Below are 13,452 nucleotides of genomic sequence, written 5' to 3'. Positions count from 1 at the left end.
GAAATCCGGCCCCCGCCACCGGAGGAGCAGCGCTCATGGCAAGCGACACGCACGGCAACGCCTATCCCATCCTGCCCGACGGCGAGGAGGGCTTCACCGTCGAGGCGGCGCGGATGAAGTTCGGCCCCGGCATGCTGGCGGAACTGGGCGGCGACGCGCTGTCGCTGGGCATGACGCGGGTGGCGCTGTTCACCGACCCGCGTGTGGCGGCGACGGCGCCCTTCGCCATGGCGCTCGATGGGCTGAAGCGGGCAGGCGTCGATCCGGTGGTGTTCGACCGCTGCCGGGTGGAGCCGACCAGCGCGTCCTTCCTCGATGCCGCCGACTTCGCGCGGGACGGCGGCTTCGACGGCTATGTCTCCATCGGCGGCGGGTCGGTGATCGACACCGCCAAGGCGGCGAACCTCTACGCCACATATCCGGCCGACTTCCTCGCCTACGTCAACAAGCCGCTGGGCGAGGGCATCCCGGTTCCCGGCCCGGTCAAGCCGCACATCGCCTGCCCGACCACCTGCGGCACCGGCAGCGAGACCACCGGCGTCGCCATCTTCGACCATGTGGAAAAGCAGGTGAAGACCGGCATCTCGTCGCGTTACCTGCGGCCGAGCCTTGCCGTGGTCGATCCGCGCACCATCGACAGCCTGCCGCCCGGCGCCATCGCCGCCACCGGCTTCGATGTGCTGACCCACGCCATCGAGAGCCACACCGCACGCCCCTTCCGTTCCCGCCCGCGGCCCGACCAGCCGACGGCGCGTCCGCCCTACCAGGGCGCCAACCCGTGGTCGGACATCGGCAGCCTCCAGGCGATCCGGCTGGGCGGGCAGTGGCTGGAACGGGCGGTCAACGATCCCGACTGTGCGGAAGCCCGCGACGCCCTGATGTTCGCGGCGACGCTGGCCGGTCTGGCCTTCGGCAATGCCGGCGTGCACATCCCGCATGCCATGTCCTATTCGGTGGCCGGGATGAACCACAGCTTCACCGCCACCGGCTATGAGACGGTGGACCCGATGGTGCCGCACGGCATCTCGGTGGTGCTGAACGCCCCCGCCGCCTTCCGCTTCACCGGCCCGGCAGCACCCGAGGCCCATCTGCGCGCCGCCGAGGCGCTGGGGGCGGATGTGCGCGGCGCGTCGCCGGAGGATGGCGGCGAGTTGCTGGCGACCCGGCTGATCTCGATGATGCGGGCGACCGGCCTGCCGAACGGGCTGTCGGCGCTCGGCTATGGCGAGGCCGACATTCCGGGTCTGGTCAGGGGCGCCGCCGCCCAGCAGCGCCTGCTGACCATCGCCCCGCGCCCGGTGTCGGAGGACGACCTGCGCGGGCTGTATGCGGACGCGATGCGCTACTGGTGAGCGGAGCCGCTACTCTGCCATCGTTTCGCCGGACCCGCCGAACTCCGCCGGGAAGTCCTTCAGCTTCGGCAGGCCGTCCCGCATCGGCAGCACGGTCTCGGCATAGTTGACGTGGACGGCGGGGGCGAAGGGCAGGGTCGGTAGGGTCGCGGAGAAAACGTCCACGAGGCCGAGCGGCGGGTGACTGGTCATCAGATGCCCGCCGCACTTCGCGCAATATTGCCGCTGGCTGAGCGGGGTCTTCTGGAAGGTCGCGAGATGTTCGGCGCCCGCGGTCACGCGCACGGCGTCGGGCTTCCACAGGGTGAAGGCATTGACCGGGCCGCCGGACCAGGAGCGGCAGGACCGGCAATGGCAATAGCCCATGGCCTCCGGCGATCCGGTGACCTCCACCTCCACCGCACCGCAGAAGCAGCTGCCCGTATGAGTCCTGGTCTGAGTCTCCGTGCTTGTCATGGCTTTCAACTTCATCTTTGTTGGTGACGCGAACAATGGGACGCTATCACCGATAGCAAGGATGTTCAGTTGGCCATTAGGACCATGCTCATTCGATAGGCGATAACAAAGCTCCCCGAAAAAGCGGGGCTGTCGGGGAGCCGACGGAAGTATAGGGGGGAGCGACGCAGGGAAAGCCCCTCTCCCACTGGGAGAGGGGCTTGGGCGCGCTGACAAACGCCATATCCCGCCCCGGAGAGGGAAAGCCGCGCTGGCTTTGGCAAGATGCCATCTTGAGGGCGAATGCCGTCCGGCCGGATTTTCGGCGGAACATTGTCTGAGGCATCTGCCGGATATAGGATTAACGTCCTGTCTTTCCGCGGAGTCCCCATGTCCCCCGTCAACCGGCTTCCCACCCCATTCACTGTTCAACGCCGCCATGGCGCTGGCGGCGTTGAACAGTTGAACAGGGGCCGGAAAACCGTTTCACGGCGTTTCAAACGTTCCATCCACCCCCGCGAAACCGGGGCGCGGACCTCAGAACTGTTCCTCGCTCAGCGCCATCACCGTGTTGCGGGCGCTGGCGATGGTCGGCAGCAGGGCGGGGGCGGTCGCCAGAACCTGCTCGGCGTAGAAGCGCGCGACGATCAGCTTGGTTTCCAGGAAGGAGGCGTTGGCGCCGGGCTGGCGCAGGCCCGCCATCGCCTTCATCGCCGAGCGGGCGAGCATCCAGCCGCCGGCGACAGTACCCCACAGCTTCAGATAGGCCACCGCGCCGGCGGCGGCGCCTTGCAGGTCGCCCTCCGCCTGGGTCGCGACCATCCAGTCGATGGCGCGGTCCAGCGCATCGAGCCCGGCCGACAGCTCGGTCCGGATCACCGCCAGATCGTCGCCGGGGGCGGCACCCAGCCCCTCCACCGTCGCCCGCATGTCGGCGACGAAGGCCCTCGCCGCCGCACCCTTGTCGCGGCCGGTCTTGCGGAAGGTCAGGTCGTTGCCGTGGATGCCGTTGGTGCCCTCGTAGATCGGGGTGATGCGGGCGTCGCGATAATGCTGGGCGGCGCCGGTCTCCTCGATGAAGCCCATGCCGCCATGGATCTGCACGCCGGTGGAGGCGACCTCGCAGCCGATGTCGGTCGACCACGCCTTGACGATGGGGGTCAGCACATCGACCCGTGCCGTGGCGGCAGCCCGCACCGCCGGATCCGCGTGGTGGCGGGAGATGTCGAGCTGCGTGCCGGCATAGAGCGCCAGGGCGCGGGCGGCTTCCGTCTTGGCGCGCATGTCCAGCAGCATGCGGCGCACGTCCGGATGCTTGATGATGGCGACGCCGGAGCCCTTCGGATCGGCCAGATCCTTGCTCTGCACGCGGCTCTTGGCGTAGTCGCGGGCCTGCTGGTAGGCGCGCTCGGCGATCGCCACGCCCTGGATGCCGACGCCGAGCCGGGCGTTGTTCATCATCGTGAACATGTATTCGATGCCGCGGTTCTCCTCGCCAACGAGGTAACCGATGGCGCCATCGTCGTCGCCATAGGCCATGACGGCGGTCGGGCTGGCCATGATGCCCAGCTTGTGCTCCAGGCTGGCGCAGCGCAGGTCGTTGCGCTGGCCGGGCGTGCCGTCGGTGTTGGGCAGGAACTTCGGCACGATGAACAGGCTGATGCCCTTGATGCCGGCCGGGGCGTCGGGCAGGCGGGCCAGCACCAGATGGACGATGTTCTCCGTCAGGTCATGCTCGCCATAGGTGATGAAGATCTTCTGCCCGGTGATGCGATAGCTGCCGTCGCCGGCCCGCACCGCCCTGGTCCGCACCGCGGCGAGGTCGCTGCCCGCCTGCGGCTCGGTCAGGTTCATCGTCCCGGTCCATTCGCCGGAGATCATCTTCGACAGATAGACCGCCTTCTGCTCGGCGCTGGCATGCTCGGTCAGCAGGTCGACGGCACCCTGGGTCAGCAGCGGGCACAGGCCGAAGGACAGGTTGGCGGCCTGCCACATCTCGTTCACCGCGAAGGCGACGGTCCAGGGCAGGCCCTGCCCGCCATAGTCCGGCTCGAAGGGCAGGCTGTTCCAGCCGGCTTCGGTGAACTGGCCGTAGGCCTCCTTCCAGCCGGTCGCGGTGCGGACGACGCCGTTCTCCAGCTTCGCGCCTTCCTTGTCACCCACCCGGTTCAGCGGGGCGAGCACGCCGGAAGCGAATTTTCCGGCCTCCTCCAGGATGGCGTCGACCAGATCGGGGGCGGCGCTGTCGCAATGGGGCAGGGCGGCGATGGCGTCGAGGCCGACCACCTCGTTCAGGACGAAGCGCAGATCGTCGACCGGAGCGGTGTAGGTCATGGCGGGGCGAGTCTCCCAGGGCGGATTCGTAGGGGAAGGATTGTTTGGTTTACCTATAGGTTAACATACAGCATCGGATGGCGCTTGGCGAGAGGGCGGGATGCCGCGTCCATCCCGATTATCGAGGCTAGGCCCGCGACCGCCCGGCATCAAGCCTTCTCCCGACTGGCACGGCGTCTGCATGGGAGAGGCTGCCTCCCATCGGGGCCTTCACACGGGGATCGACCCATGACCTACGCTTCCGCCCTCGGCAATCCCAGCAACGCCGCTGCCCAGGCCGCCGCCGCCTCGCGCGGGCCGGCCACCGTGGAGGCCGCGGTGCGCAATGCCAGCGCGAAGACGGGGGTCGATTTTTCCTACCTCATGGAAAAAGCTGCCGTGGAGAGCGGGTACCGTACGGACGTAAAGTCCTCCTCCTCGTCGGCGACGGGGCTCTACCAGTTCATCGACAGCACCTGGCTGCAGACGATGAAGGAGCATGGCGCCGACCATGGCTATGGCAAATACGCCAATGCCATCCAGACCCGCGGCGACGGCCGGCCCTACGTCTCCGATCCGGAGATGAAGAAGGAAATCCTGGAGCTGCGCAAGGACCCGACCGCGTCGGCCCTGATGGCCGCGGAATACACCCGCGACAACAAGGAGTATCTGGAGGAGACGGTCGACGGCAAGATCGGCTCGACCGAGCTGTACATGGCGCATTTCCTGGGGGCCGGCGGTGCCTCGAAGTTCCTGAACGCGATGCAGGAGAACCCCGGCCGGACTGCCCGCGACGTCTTCCCCGACGCCGCCGCCGCCAACAAGAACGTCTTCTACGACAAGGCCACCGGCAAGGCGAAGTCGCTGAAGGAGATCTACGACCGCTTCGCCTCCAAGTTCTCCGAGAACCCGATGGCGAATTTCGCCCCGGCCCAGGTGGCGAACGACGCGGTGCGCAAGCAGGACATGCCGGACGGCTTCACCACCCAGGTGCCGACGGCTCCGGCCAAGGCGCTGAACGGCACGCCGCTGTCGATCTATCAGGTGCTGGCGCTGAACGCGCTGGAGACGCCGGACGAGGTCGACAGCGTCAGCGGCCGCCCGGCCCGCCTGCGCGACAAGGAGCATCGCCGCATGCGCGACGAGCCGGTGCGCACCGACCAGTCGTCGGGCACCGGCGTCGCCGTGGGCTTCGGCCTGGGTCTGGGCCGCATCGTCGGCTCTGAGTCGGCGACGCCGGTGGCGTCCGCCACGGCGGGCGCTGCCGGAACCGACGCGGTCTCCAAGGCGGCATAATGCCCTACGCTGGCGCTTTGACTTGATGGCCGGATGGGTGCAAGGTCGCGCCGTTTTTGGCGCTCACCCCTCAGGACCGATCATGAGCAACCAGCAGCCCGCCGTCACCTTCGAGGAAATCCGCGCGCTCGTGCGCAACCTGCCCGGCCCCGACCTGGAGGCCGGCACCGCGGCCCTCCAGCGCGAACGGCAGCTGACCAAGCCGGCGGGCTCGCTCGGCCGGCTGGAGGAGATCGCGCAGTGGATGGCGACCTGGCAGGGCGAACATCCCGCCGACCTGCGCCGTCCGCGCGTCGCCGTCTTCGCCGGCAACCATGGCGTGGCCGCCCGCGGCGTCTCGGCCTATCCGGCCGAGGTGACGGTGCAGATGGTCGCCAACTTCCAGAACGGCGGTGCGGCGGTCAACCAGCTCTGCGAGGTCGCCGACGCCGACCTGCGCGTCTACGAGCTGGATCTGGAGAACCCGACCGCCGACTTCACCCAGGGCCCGGCCATGGGGGAGGAGGACTGCTGCCGCACCATGGCCTACGGCATGATGGCGGTCGAGATGGGCGTCCAGCTGCTGGCGCTGGGCGAGATGGGCATCGCCAACTCGACCTCGGCGGCAGCGCTTTGCCTCGCGCTGTTCGGCGGCGAGGCGGCCGACTGGACCGGCCGCGGCACCGGCATCGACGACGAGGGCCTCGCCCGCAAGATCGCCGCGGTCGAGGCCGGCGTCGCCGCCAACCCGCAGGCCAAGGACGACCCGTTCGAGGCGCTGCGCTGCCTGGGCGGCTACGAGTTCGCCGCCATCGCCGGCGCCATCCTGGCCGCCCGCGTCGCCCGCGTTCCGGTCCTGCTCGACGGCTTCGCCTGCACCGCCGCCGCCGCGGTGCTCTACAAGGCCGACCGCCGGGCGCTCGACCATTGCATGGTCGCGCATCGCTCGGTCGAGCCGGGGCACACCCGCCTGATGCAGCTGATCGGCAAGGAGCCGCTGCTCGATCTCGGCATGCGTCTCGGCGAGGGGTCCGGTGCGGCGCTGGCGATCAACATCGTGAAGTCGGCCGTCGCCTGCCACGCCGGCATGGCGACCTTCGCCGACGCGGGCGTCAGCACGCAGGGGTAACGATGAGGCGGGGTGTCGTGAGGGCTTTCCTGGCCCTCACGGCAGTCCACTTTCAGAGCATCCCGTCCGCCAGGTCGCTGATCGCCGCCGACAGGAACAGGTCCAGCATCACCAATGCCGCGGCGGCCAGACCCGACAGCGACAGGGCGGTGCGCAGGACGAACCACTGGTAGGTCAGCATCGCCATCATCACGCCGAAGACCAGCGCTTCGGACACGCCGGACGGCAGCAGGCCGCTGGCGGACAGCAGGATGGCCGGCAGATAGATCCCCATCTGCACCACCGCCGACCAGTTGTAGGCGGTCAAGGCGCCGGGATAGAGCTGCTCCTTGCCCAGCAGAGACGCGATGCGGAACAGGGCGAGCGGGAAGGCGGTCCAGCTGACGACGTAGGCGATGCCTTCCACCGTCACCAGTTGCAGGACCGGGGTGCCGTCAAGTTGGTCCCACAGGCGGATCGCCAGCAGCAGCGCATAGGCCGGCAACACCACCAGGGCGGCGTAGAAGGAATTCACCGCGCCGTCCGGCGTGCGGTCGAAGAACTCCATCCCCGTCCGGTCGAAGCGGGCCAGCCGCCAGGCGCCGGTCAAGGCGGACAGGATGGCGGGGGTGGTCAGCGGCATCGTGGTGTCCCGGTCAGACCTCTCACCCGGCAAGGCGCGTGAACACGCCCTTCAGGATCGACTCGTAGATGGCGGTCAGCTGGCGCAGATCCTCCACCGAACAATATTCGTCCACCTTGTGCATGGTCTGGCCGACCAGCCCGAACTCCACCACCGGGCAGACGTTCTTGATGAAGCGCGCATCCGACGTGCCGCCGGTGGTCGAGTATTCCGGACGGCGCCCGGTCACCCCCTCCACCGCCTCGGCCACCAGCTCGGTCAGCGGGCCGGGCGGGGTGACGAAGCTGTCGCCGGAGCAGTAGACCTCCAGCTCATAGGCGCCGCCGACGGCATCGAAGCTGCGGCGCAGCCACGCCTCGATGCCGGTCGGGGTGTGGGCGTCGTTGAAGCGGATGTTGAAGGTCGCCTTGCCCTGGGCGGGAATGACGTTGGTCGCCGTGTTGTCGACGTCGATGGTGGTCAGCGCCAGGGTGGAGGGCTGGAAATGCGCCGTGCCGTCGTCCATCGGGTGTTCGGTGATGGCGGCCAGCATGCGGACCAGCCGCGGCAGCGGGTTGTCGGCCAGATGCGGATAGGCGACGTGGCCCTGCGCGCCGAACACGGTCAGGAAGCCGGTCAGGCTGCCGCGCCGGCCGATCTTGATCATGTCGCCCAGCGCCTTGGGATTGGTCGGCTCGCCGACCACGCAGGCGTCGATGCGCTCGCCGCGCCCGGCCAGCCAGTCCAGCACCTTGCGGGTGCCGTTGATCGCCACCCCTTCCTCGTCGCCGGTGATCAGCAGGCTGATCGAGCCGGCGGGCGGGCCGTCCTCCAGCCGGCGCGACACCGCGGCGACGAAGGCGGCGATGGCGCCCTTCATGTCCACCGCACCGCGGCCGAACAGGCGCCCGCCCATCACCGCGCCGGCGAAGGGATCGACCGTCCAGCCCCGCTCGCCCGGCGGCACCACGTCGGTGTGGCCGGCGAAACAGAAGTTCGGCCCCTCGGTGCCGAGCCGGGCATAGAGGTTCTCGACCGGCTCGGTCCCCTCCTGCTGGAAGCGCAGGCGGTGGCAGGCGAAGCCCATCGGCGCCAGCGCCGCCTCCAGCACGCCGAGCGCACCGTCGTCGCGCGGCGTGACGCTGGGGCAGCGGATCAGATCCTGGGCGAGGGCGACGGGGTCGATGGTCATGGAAGGTCCGGTTCGCAAGTCGTGCTCCCTCTCCCGCCTCTCGCACAAACTTCGTTTGTGCTGACGGCGTCAGGCGGATCAAAGATCTGCTGAGAGCCCCGGGAGAGGGCTTATTGGTGCATCAATCCCGCAGCAGGTCGTTGATCGCGGTCTTGGAGCGGGTCTTCTCGTCGACGCGCTTGATGATGACGCAGCAGTACAGGCTCGGGCCCGGGGTGCCGTCGGGCAGCGGCTTGCCGGGCAGCGAGCCGGGGACGACGACCGAATAGGCCGGGACACGGCCCATGAAGATCTCGCCGGTGTGGCGGTCGATGATCTTGGTCGAGGCGCCGATGTAGCAGCCCATGGAGATGACCGCACCTTCCTCGACGATCACGCCCTCGACGATCTCCGAGCGGGCGCCGATGAAGCAGTTGTCCTCGATGATGACCGGATCGGCCTGCAACGGCTCCAGCACGCCGCCGATGCCGACGCCGCCCGACAGGTGGACGTTCTTGCCGATCTGGGCGCAGGAGCCGACGGTGACCCAGGTGTCAACCATGGTGCCGCTGTCGACATAGGCGCCGACATTGACGAAGCTCGGCATCAGGATGACGCCGGGGGCGACATAGGACGACTTGCGGGCGATGGCGCCGGGCAGGGCGCGGAAGCCGGCGTTCTGGAACTGGCCTTCGCTCCAGCCCTCGAACTTCGGCGGCACCTTGTCGTACCAGGAGGAGCCGCCGGGGCCGCCGGGGATCATCTCGTTGGCGTTCAGGCGGAAGGACAGAAGAACCGCCTTCTTCAGCCACTGGTTGACCTTCCAGCCGTCCGCGGTCTTCTCCGCGACGCGCAGGTCACCGGCGTCCAGCGCGTCGAGCGCCGAATTCACGGCGTCGCGGACCGAACCGGTGGTGGCGGTGGTGAGATCGGCGCGGTTTTCCCAGGCGTCGTCGATGATGGCTTGCAGGCTGGCGTGGCTCATGGCGCGGTCGTTCTGCTGTCGATTGTCCAAGGGACGGCACCATGGAGCCGCATCGCGGCCGCTGTCAACCATACCGCTGTCAACCATACCCGCGGCCGGCATCGGCCGGTTTGCGACAAAGCTCCCGAACTCCTCCCTCAAACCCCCGCCACCGCCGCCAGCCAGGAGGGCAGGTCGTCCACCGTATGGTCGATGTGGACCCCGGCGCCGACGCCGGCCTTTTCGTACTCCTGCTCGCCGCGCACCCAGACGGTGGTCATCCCCAGCGCGTGGGCGGGAGCGAGGTTGCGGGCGATGTCCTCCACCATGCAGGCGTCGGCCGGATCGACGCCGTGGCGCTCCACCAGCGTGGCATAGGGGCGGGGATCGGGCTTCGGCACGAAGCCGCCGGCGGCGATGTCGAACACGGCGTCGAACCGGTCGAGGATGCCGAGCCGGCCGGCGACGTTCTCGGCATGGCGGACCGAGCCGTTGGTGTAGATGATCTTGCGGCCGGGCAGCCGCGCCAGCGCGTCGTCCAGCAGGGCGGAGGGCTGCACCCCGGTCACGTCGATGTCGTGGACATAATCCATGTAGGCGACCGGATCGACGTCATGCTCCATCATCAGGCCGCGCAGCGTGGTGCCGTAGTCGCGGAAGAACTGCTTCTGCCGCACCCGCGCCTCGTCCATGCCGATGTTGAAATGGTCGGCGATGAACTCGTTGATCCGGCGGTCGACCTGGGCGAACAGGTTGCAGGACGCCGGATAGAGCGTGTTGTCGAGGTCGAAGATCCACACGGCGCGGTCGCGCAGGGTGGCGAGAGGATCGGTCGCGGGGCCGGACGTGGAGCCGGTCTTGGAACTGGGCGCCGGTGCGGCGGCCTTGTCCTGGGGGGAGGTCGGGACGGTCATCCCCCAAGAATGGGGCCGCCGCCGGCCGGCCGCAAGGCGCTTCACATGGTCGCAGGCGCGCAGCCGCCCTTTGGCCAAGCCACCGCTATGGGGAGTTCCCCGCGTCGTTGGTTGATTGAAGATTAACCCCTAAAGAGGTAGCATGGACCAGACCTTGTAATGGTTTACAGCCAAAGGTTTCCGCTCCGCCTGCCTCGTGGCCCGCAAGCCTCGTGGATTGCCCTCTGGGATTGCCGTGGACCTTCTTCTGACCACCGGTACTTTTGCCACCGCTTCCGCCTCCACCGGTGGCCAGACCGGCCCCGTGACGCTGGTCGCGCTGTATCCCGGCCCGGCCCTGCGGCTGGATTCGGCGCTGGCCGTCGCCGAAGCGAATGCCGAGGCGGAAGACATGATGGACAGCGATCCGCGCTGGCTGCCGGAGCTGCGCAACTGGCTGTCGGCGTCCAGCGTGGCGCCGGGGCTGCGGTCGGTGCCGGTGGAATCGCTGCGCGGGATCATGATCGTCGAATGGGCCGGCGTGCCGCTGCCCGACGGCGGGTTCCTGCTGCTGGGCCGCGACGACACCCTGGAGCGCCAGCTGCGCCACACGCTGACCGAATCGCGGCGGCGCTACAAGGATCTGGTGGAGGTCTCCTCCGACTTCGCCTGGGAGACCGGGCCGGACGGCACCTTCGTCTTCGTCAGCCACAAGGGCGCGCTGGGCTATCCGGCCGACGCGCTGATCGGCCGCGACCCGCGCAGCCTGGCGCTGGAGGAGGCGGAAGACCTGCCGACGCCGTTCGACTGCCGCCGGGCGGTCGACCAGACCGAGCTGTGGCTGAAGAGCGCCGACGGCACGCCGGCCTGCGTCGTCGCCTCCGCCCTGCCGCTGTTCGGGGTGCAGGGCGACTGGATCGGCGCCCGCGGCGTCTGCCGCGACGTGACCGAGCAGGTACTCCGCTCCAACGAGCTGGCGCGCATCCGGAACCGCGAACGGCTGCTCGGCCACATCGTCCACACCCTGCGCGACCGGCTCGACGCCGCGGAGGCGCTGGCCGTTGCCGCGACCGAAACGGCGCGGGCGCTCAGCGCCGACGGCTGCCGCATCTATCGGGCGGAGGAGGGGGCGGCCGGCGGCCGTGTCGTCCTGTCGCTGGTGGCGGAGTTCGGCGCCAAATTGCCGGAGGTCGGCACCGCCCTGCTCGACCGCATCGCCAACAGCGAAGGGCTGGTGACCGACCGGCTGGGCGACGTGCAGCTGATCGGCGAGCGGACAGAGTACCGGCAGGCGGCGAACGGCGCGCTGCTGGTCTGGCGCACCGGCGATTCCGAGCCGTGGGACGAAGACGACCGCCATCTGATGTCGGGCGTGGCCGACCATATCGGCATCGCGCACGCCCACCTCGCCTACCAGGAGCGGCTACGCCGCCTGTCGGAGCGCGACGGGCTGACCGGGCTGTTCAACCGCCGCACCTTCTTCGAACGGCTGGAGGAGTCGATCTCCCGGCCGGACAGCGGGCCCTCGGCCCTGCTCTATGTCGACCTCGACAATTTCAAGGCGGTCAACGACCTGCATGGACACCAGCAGGGCGATGCCGTGCTGAAGGCCATCGGCACGCTGCTGAGCACCGGGGTGCGGCCGGGCGACCTGCCGGGCCGGCTGGGCGGTGACGAGTTCGTGCTGTGGCTGGGCCGCACCGACGAGGCGAAGGCCCGCATCGTCGCCGAACGGCTGCTGAACGGCATGCGCGATCTGGCCCACCTGTCGGCCAGTCCCGAAAAGCCGCTGGGCCTGTCGATCGGCATCGCCGTCCACACCCCCGGCCGCGGCGAATCGGTGCGGGAGTTGACCGACCGGTCCGATGCCGCCATGTACGACGCCAAGAAGAGCGGCAAGGGCCATTTCGCCCTGGCCCCCGCCTATCGGGCGGCCGCTCAGATACCCTCCTCCGATGTTTCCGCCGCGGAGCCCATCCCGTGACCCCGCCTGCCAATCCGCGTTCCGAGGCCCTCGACCCCGCCGACTACGAATCCGCCAAGCGGATGGTCCAGAGCGAGGATCCGGCGGTTCGCCGGAAGGTCGCCGAGCATCCCAAGACCCGGCCGGAGCTGCTGTATTTCCTCGCCGCCGATGCCGCGGCCGAGGTGCGGCGCGCCATCGCCACCAATGCCGGCACCCCGCGGCAGGCCGACCTGCTGCTGGCCAAGGACCGCGAGGTCATGGTGCGGCAGGCGGTGGCGCGCAAGATCGCCCGCCTGCTGCCGGAACTGTCGGCCGACCAGGCGATGCAGATCGAGCGGCTGACGGTGGAATGCCTGGAAACGCTGGCCCGCGATCAGGCGACGGAGGTGCGCGGCATCCTGGCCGAAGCGCTGAAGGACCTGCCCAACGCCCCGCACGGCGTGATCAACCGGCTGGCCCGCGACGTCGAGCTGTCGGTCTGCGCGCCCGTGTTGCAGCATTCGCCGATCCTCACCGAGGAGGATCTGACCGACATCATCATGAAGGGGCCGGTGCGCGGCGCGATGACCGCCATCGCCAGCCGGCAGAATGTCAGCGCCTCCGTCGCCGACGCCATCGCGCGCTCGGACGACGAGGCGGCGGTGACGGCGCTGCTCGGCAACCCATCGGCCCAGATCCGCGAAGAGACGCTCGACCGCATCCTCGATCAGGCGCCGCAGCACGAGCCCTGGCATTCGCCGCTGGTCCGTCGCCCGCGGCTGCCGGCCCGCGCGGTGGCGCGGCTGGCCAGCTTCGTCGCCGACAAGCTGCTGAAGGTGTTGCAGGATCGCGACGACCTCGATCCCGAGGCGACGCGCGGGCTGGTGGAGGCGGTGCGCCAGCGGGTGGGGCAGGCGGCGGCCGGCGCGGCACCCGGCCTGCCGCTCGGCCCTGTCGATTTCGGCGAGGAGGCGGTCGGCGGCGCCGCCGGACCGGAGAAGCCGGTCGAGCGCCCCACCGACAAGGCGGCACGCCTGAACAAGGAAGGCAAGCTGACCGAGAAGCTGATCGAGGGCTCGATGGTGGAGGGCGACCGCGGCTTCGTCATGGCCGCGCTCGCGGAGCTTTCGCAGATCCCGCTGCCGGTGGTGGACCGCATCGTCGCCACCCATGCGCCGCGCGCCGTCACCGCCCTGGTGTGGCGCGCCGGGCTGACCATGCGCTTCGCCCGGCAGGTGCAGTTGCGGCTCGCCCAGATTCCGCCAAAAACAGCGCTTAATGCTCGGGACGGCACGCACTATCCGATGACCGATGAAGAGATGCGCTGGCAGCTCGAATTTTTCGGTGTCGAGGAGAAGGCGTGACGTTTTCTTT

The 13,452-nt window shown here is 69.2% G+C and carries 11 protein-coding genes; 5 read left to right on the top strand and 6 right to left on the bottom strand.

Annotated elements, in window-relative coordinates:
- Positions 1-35: 35 nt before the first annotated feature.
- Entirely contained in the window at positions 36-1,352 is a 1,317-nt protein-coding gene (locus tag CRT60_RS32770) for a hydroxyacid-oxoacid transhydrogenase (RefSeq protein WP_098740553.1), read from the top strand.
- A 9-nt stretch (positions 1,353-1,361) separates the two neighbouring features.
- Here CRT60_RS32770 and CRT60_RS32765 read toward each other — a convergent pair whose 3' ends face one another.
- On the bottom strand, positions 1,362-1,808 hold the full coding sequence (locus CRT60_RS32765) for a GFA family protein (protein WP_098740552.1): 447 nt from the start codon (positions 1,806-1,808) through the stop codon (positions 1,362-1,364).
- Between the two features lie 516 nt (positions 1,809-2,324).
- Complete coding sequence (locus CRT60_RS32760) at positions 2,325-4,121, bottom strand: acyl-CoA dehydrogenase (RefSeq protein ID WP_098740551.1); 1,797 nt, start codon at positions 4,119-4,121, stop codon at positions 2,325-2,327.
- 228 nt (positions 4,122-4,349) lie between these two features.
- On the opposite strand from CRT60_RS32760, the gene CRT60_RS32755 reads away from it, so the two are divergent.
- Both CRT60_RS32755 and cobT read left to right on the top strand, forming a co-directional pair.
- Positions 4,350-5,396 (top strand): transglycosylase SLT domain-containing protein, encoded by a 1,047-nt coding sequence (locus CRT60_RS32755; RefSeq protein WP_098740550.1) that lies wholly within the window; start codon positions 4,350-4,352, stop codon positions 5,394-5,396.
- Between the two features lie 82 nt (positions 5,397-5,478).
- Positions 5,479-6,504: a nicotinate-nucleotide--dimethylbenzimidazole phosphoribosyltransferase gene (gene cobT, locus CRT60_RS32750; protein WP_098740549.1), complete on the top strand. Its 1,026-nt coding sequence runs from the start codon at positions 5,479-5,481 to the stop codon at positions 6,502-6,504.
- A gap of 52 nt (positions 6,505-6,556) precedes the next feature.
- Here cobT and CRT60_RS32745 read toward each other — a convergent pair whose 3' ends face one another.
- The 4 genes from CRT60_RS32745 to CRT60_RS32730 all read right to left on the bottom strand — a co-directional run bounded on the left by CRT60_RS32745 (position 6,557) and on the right by CRT60_RS32730 (position 10,154).
- Positions 6,557-7,126 carry a hypothetical protein gene (locus CRT60_RS32745; protein WP_098740548.1) on the bottom strand — a complete coding sequence of 190 codons (570 nt, stop codon included), beginning with the start codon at positions 7,124-7,126 and terminating at the stop codon, positions 6,557-6,559.
- A 22-nt stretch (positions 7,127-7,148) separates the two neighbouring features.
- Positions 7,149-8,297, bottom strand: a complete 1,149-nt coding sequence (dapE, locus tag CRT60_RS32740; protein WP_098740547.1) for a succinyl-diaminopimelate desuccinylase — start codon at positions 8,295-8,297, stop codon at positions 7,149-7,151.
- 121 nt (positions 8,298-8,418) lie between these two features.
- On the bottom strand, positions 8,419-9,261 hold the full coding sequence (gene dapD, locus CRT60_RS32735; RefSeq protein ID WP_098740546.1) for a 2,3,4,5-tetrahydropyridine-2,6-dicarboxylate N-succinyltransferase: 843 nt from the start codon (positions 9,259-9,261) through the stop codon (positions 8,419-8,421).
- Positions 9,262-9,398: 137 nt separating this feature from the next.
- Entirely contained in the window at positions 9,399-10,154 is a 756-nt protein-coding gene (locus CRT60_RS32730) for a pyrimidine 5'-nucleotidase (protein WP_098741152.1), read from the bottom strand.
- 235 nt (positions 10,155-10,389) lie between these two features.
- Between CRT60_RS32730 and CRT60_RS32725 the strand changes: the two genes are divergently transcribed.
- Together CRT60_RS32725 and CRT60_RS32720 are read left to right on the top strand one after the other, a co-directional pair.
- Positions 10,390-12,117: a sensor domain-containing diguanylate cyclase gene (locus CRT60_RS32725; RefSeq protein WP_098740545.1), complete on the top strand. Its 1,728-nt coding sequence runs from the start codon at positions 10,390-10,392 to the stop codon at positions 12,115-12,117.
- Complete coding sequence (locus tag CRT60_RS32720; RefSeq protein ID WP_098740544.1) at positions 12,114-13,442, top strand: DUF2336 domain-containing protein; 1,329 nt, start codon at positions 12,114-12,116, stop codon at positions 13,440-13,442. Before CRT60_RS32725 ends, CRT60_RS32720 begins: the two co-directional genes overlap by 4 nt.
- Positions 13,443-13,452: the final 10 nt, after the last annotated feature.

The organism is Azospirillum palustre, from assembly GCF_002573965.1.
Taxonomy (GTDB): Bacteria; Pseudomonadota; Alphaproteobacteria; order Azospirillales; family Azospirillaceae; genus Azospirillum; species Azospirillum palustre.
The sequence above is the reverse complement of the archived record's forward strand: the minus strand, read 5'-3'. Positions and strand labels throughout refer to the sequence as shown.

Excerpts from the sequence above, each read along its gene's own strand:
- CRT60_RS32755 (WP_098740550.1), top strand. The coding sequence starts at position 4,350 with ATGACCTACGCTTCCGCCCTCGGCAATCCCAGCAACGCCGCTGCCCAG.
- CRT60_RS32760 (WP_098740551.1), bottom strand. The coding sequence starts at position 4,121 with ATGACCTACACCGCTCCGGTCGACGATCTGCGCTTCGTCCTGAACGAG.
- dapE (WP_098740547.1), bottom strand. The coding sequence starts at position 8,297 with ATGACCATCGACCCCGTCGCCCTCGCCCAGGATCTGATCCGCTGCCCC.
- cobT (WP_098740549.1), top strand. The coding sequence starts at position 5,479 with ATGAGCAACCAGCAGCCCGCCGTCACCTTCGAGGAAATCCGCGCGCTC.
- dapD (WP_098740546.1), bottom strand. The coding sequence starts at position 9,261 with ATGAGCCACGCCAGCCTGCAAGCCATCATCGACGACGCCTGGGAAAAC.
- CRT60_RS32745 (WP_098740548.1), bottom strand. The coding sequence starts at position 7,126 with ATGCCGCTGACCACCCCCGCCATCCTGTCCGCCTTGACCGGCGCCTGG.
- CRT60_RS32730 (WP_098741152.1), bottom strand. The coding sequence starts at position 10,154 with ATGACCGTCCCGACCTCCCCCCAGGACAAGGCCGCCGCACCGGCGCCC.
- CRT60_RS32770 (WP_098740553.1), top strand. The coding sequence starts at position 36 with ATGGCAAGCGACACGCACGGCAACGCCTATCCCATCCTGCCCGACGGC.
- CRT60_RS32765 (WP_098740552.1), bottom strand. The coding sequence starts at position 1,808 with ATGACAAGCACGGAGACTCAGACCAGGACTCATACGGGCAGCTGCTTC.